The organism is Paenibacillus sp. GM1FR, from assembly GCF_002803315.1.
In the GTDB taxonomy this organism is placed as follows: Bacteria; Bacillota; Bacilli; order Paenibacillales; family Paenibacillaceae; genus Paenibacillus; species Paenibacillus amylolyticus.
The window spans coordinates 22,199-29,107 of sequence record NZ_MKZL01000032.1 but is presented as its reverse complement, the minus strand read 5'-3'; the positions used below and the strand labels follow the sequence as shown (position 1 = coordinate 29,107).

The following is a 6,909-nucleotide window of genomic DNA, read 5'->3' as shown; positions in this document are numbered from 1 at the left end:
ATGTGGTAACCAACCCACGGATAGCAGCTTGCCAACCGTCGCTCGCATATGGACTCCCGCGCTTAGGGCTTCGGGGAAAAGCAGCTTTTTGTGATGGACTTGACAAAAACGTTCATAGCAACGAACCAGATAGCTCTTAATTGAACGAATACTGCCGGTTTCGCAACCTAAAGAATCTGAGCAACGCTATTCCAGAGAAAAAGGCCGAAAACCTTGGAATGTGCGTGTGAAATGCAGAAATAACGTGTCTGAGATTCTTTAGAAATCGGGATTAGTGAAATATCGCCGAATAACGTCTGCTGAGTTCGTTAGATTTCACTTCAGTCACCTACATTTGCAGTATTAATAAAATGTTTGAACCATAACAAAAGGGTTCTTGCCAACTCTGTATTCACAGACTGGCAGGAACCCTTTTTTATATTTGTTTTTCTCGTATTTAGCTTCAACCGTTTATTCCACGTCACACATGACAACGCTGCTACCTTGAGCTGTAATTAGTTCCTTCACATCTTCAAATTCAAGGAATACCGTCGCCGTATTTTCCATGGGATGAATTCCGATTTTCTGACCAACTAGATCCTTGTCAAAAACTACGGTCACGTTTTTCTGAATATTATTGAGAACCCCCATAGGGTTGACGTGCCCTTTTTCCAATCCGAGGAATTCCAACAAATCCTTTTCACTGGCAAAACTTAATTTGCGGCTAGGTATCTTTTCGCTTAAACTTCTCAAATCAACGGACTTCGTCCCAGCAATCGTCACCAGATAATAGTTGTGCTTCTTATCATCACGCAGAAACAGATTTTTAACGATACGTTCTGTATGTGGAATCTGATAAGAGAATATTTCCTCCATCGTGTATACTGCGGGATGTTCAATACTTTTGTAAACGATATTATTGCGATCTAAAAGATCATAGAAACCCTGTTTGTTTAACATATCAAATTCATCTCTTTCAATATAAATATTCTTCTATAATATGACTTCTTCTGTAATATTACTTCAAACGCTGAAGGATCAGCCGTTTTTTGTACAACATTTTGCCTGCTTCGGCGACATCTCGAATTGTATTTTTGTTGCTCACCGAACCAAACACCATGCCTGCAATCGGCACAAGTTGGAACAGCTTCTTCCAGCCAAAAGATTCACTGTAGGAGTTAAACACTTCCCGCCATCCCTGCATCTGCGATACTACTTCAATGGGTTTGTCGGGATCATCATAAGCGGCCAGTTCTTCAATGATCGCTTTCTTGCCTACAATATCAGCGGAAGAGAATTGCAGACATTTGACAATGAAGATACGCTCCAGCGGTTCATCTGGATCATAACCATAACATAGAGCCATCTCTTGCAGTACCTTCAAGGAAAGCCCCATCACCATCGGAATATCTGCAGCAATGGTTACAATGCCACCAAACCCTGTAGCTGCTCCCTGAGCCGCGGCAAACTTCGTTCGACTCTCGGTAATGTTATCAGCCACCTGGTCCAGCACCTGAAGTGGCAGATTCTCTACACTATGAATCTTTGCTGTCCCCTCCGCTTCAGATTCCTGCTCCAGACGATAAGTCGTATCCATCATGGAATAACCGCACCTCTCAGCTTCCTCTTGCAGTAGCTTGGCTACTTTTTTCTTCTGTACGAGAAACTTGCCCCCATTCTGCACATACTGACCCACGTCGTTCAGGGAATCTCCGATCTTCTGTTTCAGCGCTTTAGGCATCACTTTATCCAACATCGCAAAGGGCAAACGCCCGATTTTATCCCAAATAAACAAGTCTTTCTGTTGTTTCTCCCATTTCAAAATCTGTTCAAGTTCCTTGTCCAACGTCTCGCGTGAATCCATATGTGATCCTCCTAATAGGTTCTGCATCGTAATCTGTATCTCTCTCATACGCAGAAATCATCGTTGTGGTTGCTTTGTTTTGTGTCCAGGACACTTATGTTCAGGCCACTCTATCTTATCGTTCACACACAGAAGAGCCCTTAATCAGCATCACTCGCTAACTAAGGGCTCTCATATTAAGGTTTCACTACCTCTTATTTTGCTTCTGCTACTGCGCTGCCATCTGGGACCGGAACACCGAAATCAGGTGTGCCATCTTCACGCCAATGAATCACTTGAGCACGGGCATGGCGGTTCGGATCATACAAGGGATCACCCTCGATGTCTTTGTAATTACGCGCATGATAAATCAGAATATCGGTCTTGCCATCCGGTGACACCGTAAAGCTGTTATGGCCCGGACCGTATTGGCCGTTCGCTTCACAAGTCTGGAATACCGGCTCGGGTGATTTCACCCAGCTGGCCGGATCAAGCAAGTCGGCATTTTCATCTGCAGTGAGCAGACCCATACAATAATTGTAATCAGTCGCGCTAGCCGAGTAGCCGATGAACAAACGCCCATTCCGATGCATCACGGCTGCTCCTTCATTGACCTTAAAGCCGATGATCTCCCAATCATACTCTGGCGTAGAGATCATAACCTGTTCGCCGCGTAGCGTCCATGGGTTTTCCATTTCGGCAATGTACAGGTTGGAGTTGCCCACAATATCGGGATCTTTCTGTGCCCAGACCAGATAGCGGATTCCCTTATGTTCAAAGGTCGTTGCATCCAGCGCAAATGATTCCCACCGGGTGTGAATCTGCCCTTTCTCTACCCACTCTCCTTCGAGTGGATTCGCGGAATCGTTCTCCAGGACATACATCCGATGATCGAACAGACCTTCGTTGGTCTCACTGGTGTGAGCGGCAGCGTAGTGTATGTACCATTTGCCATCGATAAAATGAATCTCCGGTGCCCAAATGTTGGCACTCATTGGCCCTGTGTCACGCTTCGTCCAAGCCGTTACCGGCTCAGCATCTCTTAACTCCTCCAACGTCTCTGCTCTTCGGATTTCAATCCGGTCAAAGGCTGGCACGGAAGCGGAGAAATAATAGTAACCGTCTGTATGACGGTACACCCACGGATCAGCGCGTTGCTCCAAGATGGGATTAGTAAATGTAATAGAATCAGTCATGGGAATGCTCCCCTTTCAAATGTTGTTTGGCTCGTAGTTGGGGATGTAACCCAATTGCGAAAAAGCGAAAACCCTTTTGGGGTGGTGCACAACGGACGTTCGGGGGTGGCAGGGCCTTGGTGCTCTCTTGTCCTCCGATTTCTCTTTCCACCGCTCTTAGCGGTTGAAATCGGATGCCAAACTCGCTCCTGCGGCTCCTTCCTCCCCCTCACTGCTTGTGCACCCTCGGAGCGGTAGCTCGCTCTTACCGCGCTCGCTGGGTTACAACCTCACTTCGAGCCTTTTTGTTGGCTCGGTCTTATGGGGTTGACCGCTTCGCAGGGTCAACTCTCCCCATGTAATGCTGGGCTAGCCGCAGAGATACAGGCTAGCTTTGTGTTGCACAGCGGACGTTCGGGGGTGGCAGGGCCTTGGTGCTCTCTTGTCCTCCGATTTCTCTTTCCACCACTCTTGGCGGTTGAAATCGGATGTCAAACTCGCTCCTACGGCTCCTTCCTCCCCCTCACTGCTTGTGCACCTTGGCGCAGCAGCTCGCTCTTACCGCGCTCGCTGCTCGCCCCCTTACTCCTCCGCTGCGCTGATCTGCTTGCCCCAGACTGCCACACCGTGGTCATTGAGGCCTGTTACCATCAGCGCGGGCTGGCTTCGCTCCCAGTCCCAGGACGGCAGCAGTTGCAGCTCTTCCGTGGAGGCTCCGCCCCATGGGCTTTCTTTCCACTTCAGTGTCAGTGTTTGTTTGTCATCAAAGGTCCAGGTTCCTGAACCTTTTTCGCTTTTAATTTTACCGTTGTCTGTTAGGGTATAAGGCATGGCTTGAATCTGTCCGTCCACGGACGGATCAAGCGCCATACCTTCCCACTCCCCGGCCAGCATGGACTTTGGAATGTCCTGTGCAGTCTCACCGGCGTACCGTTCAGGTGAAACTACAGGCCAGCCGTCCTTGGTCCATAACATTTTGCGTACATGCAGATAGGGCCAGTTTTTATCCGTCTCGCCCCGTGCATGATGCACAATATAATAATCGTCTCCGTCCTTCAGAACGGAGTTATGTCCGGGTGCAACCCAGCCCTCGCCTTCTGTGAAACGATAACCGCCGAGAATTTTGGTGCCGATCTCATATTGCGGCAGATGATCCGTATCCAGCATGTTCATGCCGTTCATATCCGTGTACGGTCCTGTGATTGAATCAGCACGCGCGACCCGCACGTTATAGTCCTCGAATAAAGAATCATAGGAGACGAACAGATAATACTTTTTGAACTCCGGGTTATACACAATGTATGGACCTTCCACTGCGCCCTCTTCAGTTGCACGATCCCGAGCGGCAATGCGAGTACCATAACCCTCGTCCTTGAATTTCCCGGTATCGGGATCAAGTGGCGCAATGTAGATTCCGTCAAAGAATGAACCATATACCATCCACGAATTGCCGTCAGCATCTACGATGGGATTGGCATCAATGGCATTTAATTTGTCCTGTTCATTCGCAGAAGTTTTCACAACCAGTCCTTCATCTGTCCAAGGACCTTCGGGAGATGAGGATGTCTGAAGACCAATAGCCGACTGGGTACTGCCAAAAGAAGAAGCCGAATAATACATCCGATAGGTATCACCAGCCTGGATCACATCCGGTGCCCACAGATTGACCGCACCTGTCCAGTCCAACGCTTCTTGCGGAATGCCCGGCAGAGCCTGACCTACCCATTTCCAGTTAATCAGATCATCTGATTTACGTACCATGACACCGGGTTTCGCTTCTCCTGCTACACGAACGTCTGTGGAATAGACGTAGTATCCCTGGTCTGTTTTGATAATGGCCGGATCATGCGCATTGTTCACCGTCCAGCGTGATTCATCGTCCAAAATTGAAGTGTCATACAACTGAGTATCTTGAGGAGCTTCAGGAAAGACGGGACGGGACACCGTTTCTCCTGCTCCTTCTCCGGAACAACCCGCAGCTCCAACAACCAACAATAACAACATGGAAGCAACCACTCCTTTTCCTGAATTCGACCACCGTCGGAATTTCTTCCGCTGATTCATCCCTTCACTCCCGAAATCGCAACCGATTCAATAATCTGTTTCTGGAAGATCAGGAAGATGATTAATACAGGTAACAGAGCCACAATCGACGCCGCCATAATAAGCGGGTAATCGGTTTGAATCGCATACGTGGCATTAAAGTTTGCTATAACGAGCTGTAACGTCTGCTTCTCCGGTGAATTCAGATAAATAATAGGTGCCAGATAATCGTTCCAGATGCCCATGAACCAGAGAATCAGCTGTGCAGCAATCGCCGGTTTGATGAGCGGAAACGTAATACTGGAGTACAGCCGGAAGTAGGAACTTCCATCGATTTTGGCCGCCTCAATAATTGCATCAGGTACACTAAGCAGGTACTGGCGCAGGAAAAAGATCATGATTACGTTACCGAACAGTCCTGGAACGATCAGTGGTAACAGCGTATCCACCCAGCCCAGCTTTGCAAACATGATGAATTGTGGGATCATGACTGTTGGATAAGGAATCATCATGGATGCCAGCAACGCGAGAAACAGTTTGTTTTTGTGCGGGAATCTTAACTTGGCAAAAGCAAATGCTGCGATACTGGACGTAAACGTACCCACCACCGTTACACTCACCGCGACAATGAGACTGTTTTTGATCCCGCTGAGTAGGGGACCGGCTTCCCAGATTTCTTTATACTTACCAAATTGGAATACTTCAGGTATCCATACAGGCGGAAGCGCGAACACATCCTGCTTCTCCTTCAATGACGTGGACAACATCCAGATCAGTGGTGCAATCATCGCAATCGCACCAATCGCGAGTACGATAAAAATGATCGAGTTTGTTAATTTCCTCTTTTGACTGTAAGACATCTCCGGTTCACTCCTTTCCTTGACAATCAATCCCCATCATAGGCTGATTTTTCGTTCATTTTGAATTGCACCAGGGTAATGACAAAAATGAAAATACCAAGAATCATGGCCATCGCTGAGGCATAACCCATCTGCAAGTTACTGAATGCTTTCTGCCAGATGTAGAAAACGATCGATGCCGAAGAATATTCAGGACCACCCGTAGGTGTCATAATGTTCATCTCGGTGAAGATCTGGGAACCGCCAATGATATTTGTGACAATGAGGAAAAAGGTAACTGGCTTCACCATAGGCCAGGTGATATTGCGGAAGATTTGGAACCCGTTCGCTCCATCCAGCTCAGCCGCCTCGTAGTATGTACGTGATACACTTTGCAGTGCTGCCAGGTACAACAACATCGTGTATCCCAAGCCTTTCCACACCGTCATAATAATCAAAGCCGGTTTAACCGTGTCTTTGTTCGCTAGCCAGTTAGGACCTTTAATCCCAAACAGGTCAAGGAACTGGTTCACCAGACCGTAATCCCCGTTGTACGCCCAGTTCCACATGATGGACACCGCAGCGAGGGAAGAAATAACCGGAATGTAATAGATCACACGGAATGTCGTCGTGCCGGGAATTTTACGATTCAGACCCATTGCCAGCAATAATGCGAGCAACAATCCAATTGGAATACCAAGCATCAGGAAGAATGTATTAAACATCGCTTTGTAGAAGAGGTCATCCGTGAGCAAATCCTTGAAGTTGGCCAAACCGATAAAGTTCATCTGTCCCAGTCCGTCCCAATCCGTAAAGGAACCATAAAGGGAGTAGAGGAACGGGAACATGACAAAGATCAGCAATCCAAGAATCGGAGGTAAAATAAACAGATATCCGTACAGCATCTCTTTGCGATACAAACTCGATTTCGTAATCACGGCGTTCACCCCTGTTTCTAGTATCAGCATGTGGCATTCTTCGATTGAACCTTGTCGATCAACGAATGCCACATGCCCGTATGGAATCCAAT

Annotated in this window: 6 protein-coding genes; all 6 read right to left on the bottom strand. The window is 47.7% G+C overall.

Going from position 1 to position 6,909, the window contains the following annotated elements:
* Positions 1-450: 450 nt before the first annotated feature.
* Positions 451-939, bottom strand: coding sequence for a prolyl-tRNA synthetase associated domain-containing protein (locus tag PAEAM_RS20070; protein WP_100528727.1), 489 nt, complete (start codon positions 937-939; stop codon positions 451-453).
* 58 nt (positions 940-997) lie between these two features.
* Positions 998-1,843, bottom strand: a complete 846-nt coding sequence (locus PAEAM_RS20065; RefSeq protein WP_100528726.1) for an EcsC family protein — start codon at positions 1,841-1,843, stop codon at positions 998-1,000.
* A 194-nt stretch (positions 1,844-2,037) separates the two neighbouring features.
* Positions 2,038-3,018 (bottom strand): glycoside hydrolase family 43 protein, encoded by a 981-nt coding sequence (locus tag PAEAM_RS20060; protein WP_047841921.1) that lies wholly within the window; start codon positions 3,016-3,018, stop codon positions 2,038-2,040.
* 561 nt (positions 3,019-3,579) lie between these two features.
* Positions 3,580-5,001: an arabinan endo-1,5-alpha-L-arabinosidase gene (locus tag PAEAM_RS20055; RefSeq protein ID WP_100528728.1), complete on the bottom strand. Its 1,422-nt coding sequence runs from the start codon at positions 4,999-5,001 to the stop codon at positions 3,580-3,582.
* A gap of 56 nt (positions 5,002-5,057) precedes the next feature.
* Positions 5,058-5,900 (bottom strand): carbohydrate ABC transporter permease, encoded by an 843-nt coding sequence (locus tag PAEAM_RS20050; RefSeq protein ID WP_036611483.1) that lies wholly within the window; start codon positions 5,898-5,900, stop codon positions 5,058-5,060.
* 26 nt (positions 5,901-5,926) lie between these two features.
* A complete protein-coding gene (locus tag PAEAM_RS20045; protein ID WP_036611613.1) occupies positions 5,927-6,817 on the bottom strand; it encodes a carbohydrate ABC transporter permease in 891 nt (296 codons plus the stop codon).
* Positions 6,818-6,909: the final 92 nt, after the last annotated feature.

Bases quoted from the DNA above. Each gene is read 5' to 3' on its own strand.
- PAEAM_RS20050 (WP_036611483.1), bottom strand. From the start codon at position 5,900: ATGTCTTACAGTCAAAAGAGGAAATTAACAAACTCGATCATTTTTATC.
- PAEAM_RS20070 (WP_100528727.1), bottom strand. From the start codon at position 939: ATGTTAAACAAACAGGGTTTCTATGATCTTTTAGATCGCAATAATATC.
- PAEAM_RS20055 (WP_100528728.1), bottom strand. From the start codon at position 5,001: ATGTTGTTATTGTTGGTTGTTGGAGCTGCGGGTTGTTCCGGAGAAGGA.
- PAEAM_RS20060 (WP_047841921.1), bottom strand. From the start codon at position 3,018: ATGACTGATTCTATTACATTTACTAATCCCATCTTGGAGCAACGCGCT.
- PAEAM_RS20065 (WP_100528726.1), bottom strand. From the start codon at position 1,843: ATGGATTCACGCGAGACGTTGGACAAGGAACTTGAACAGATTTTGAAA.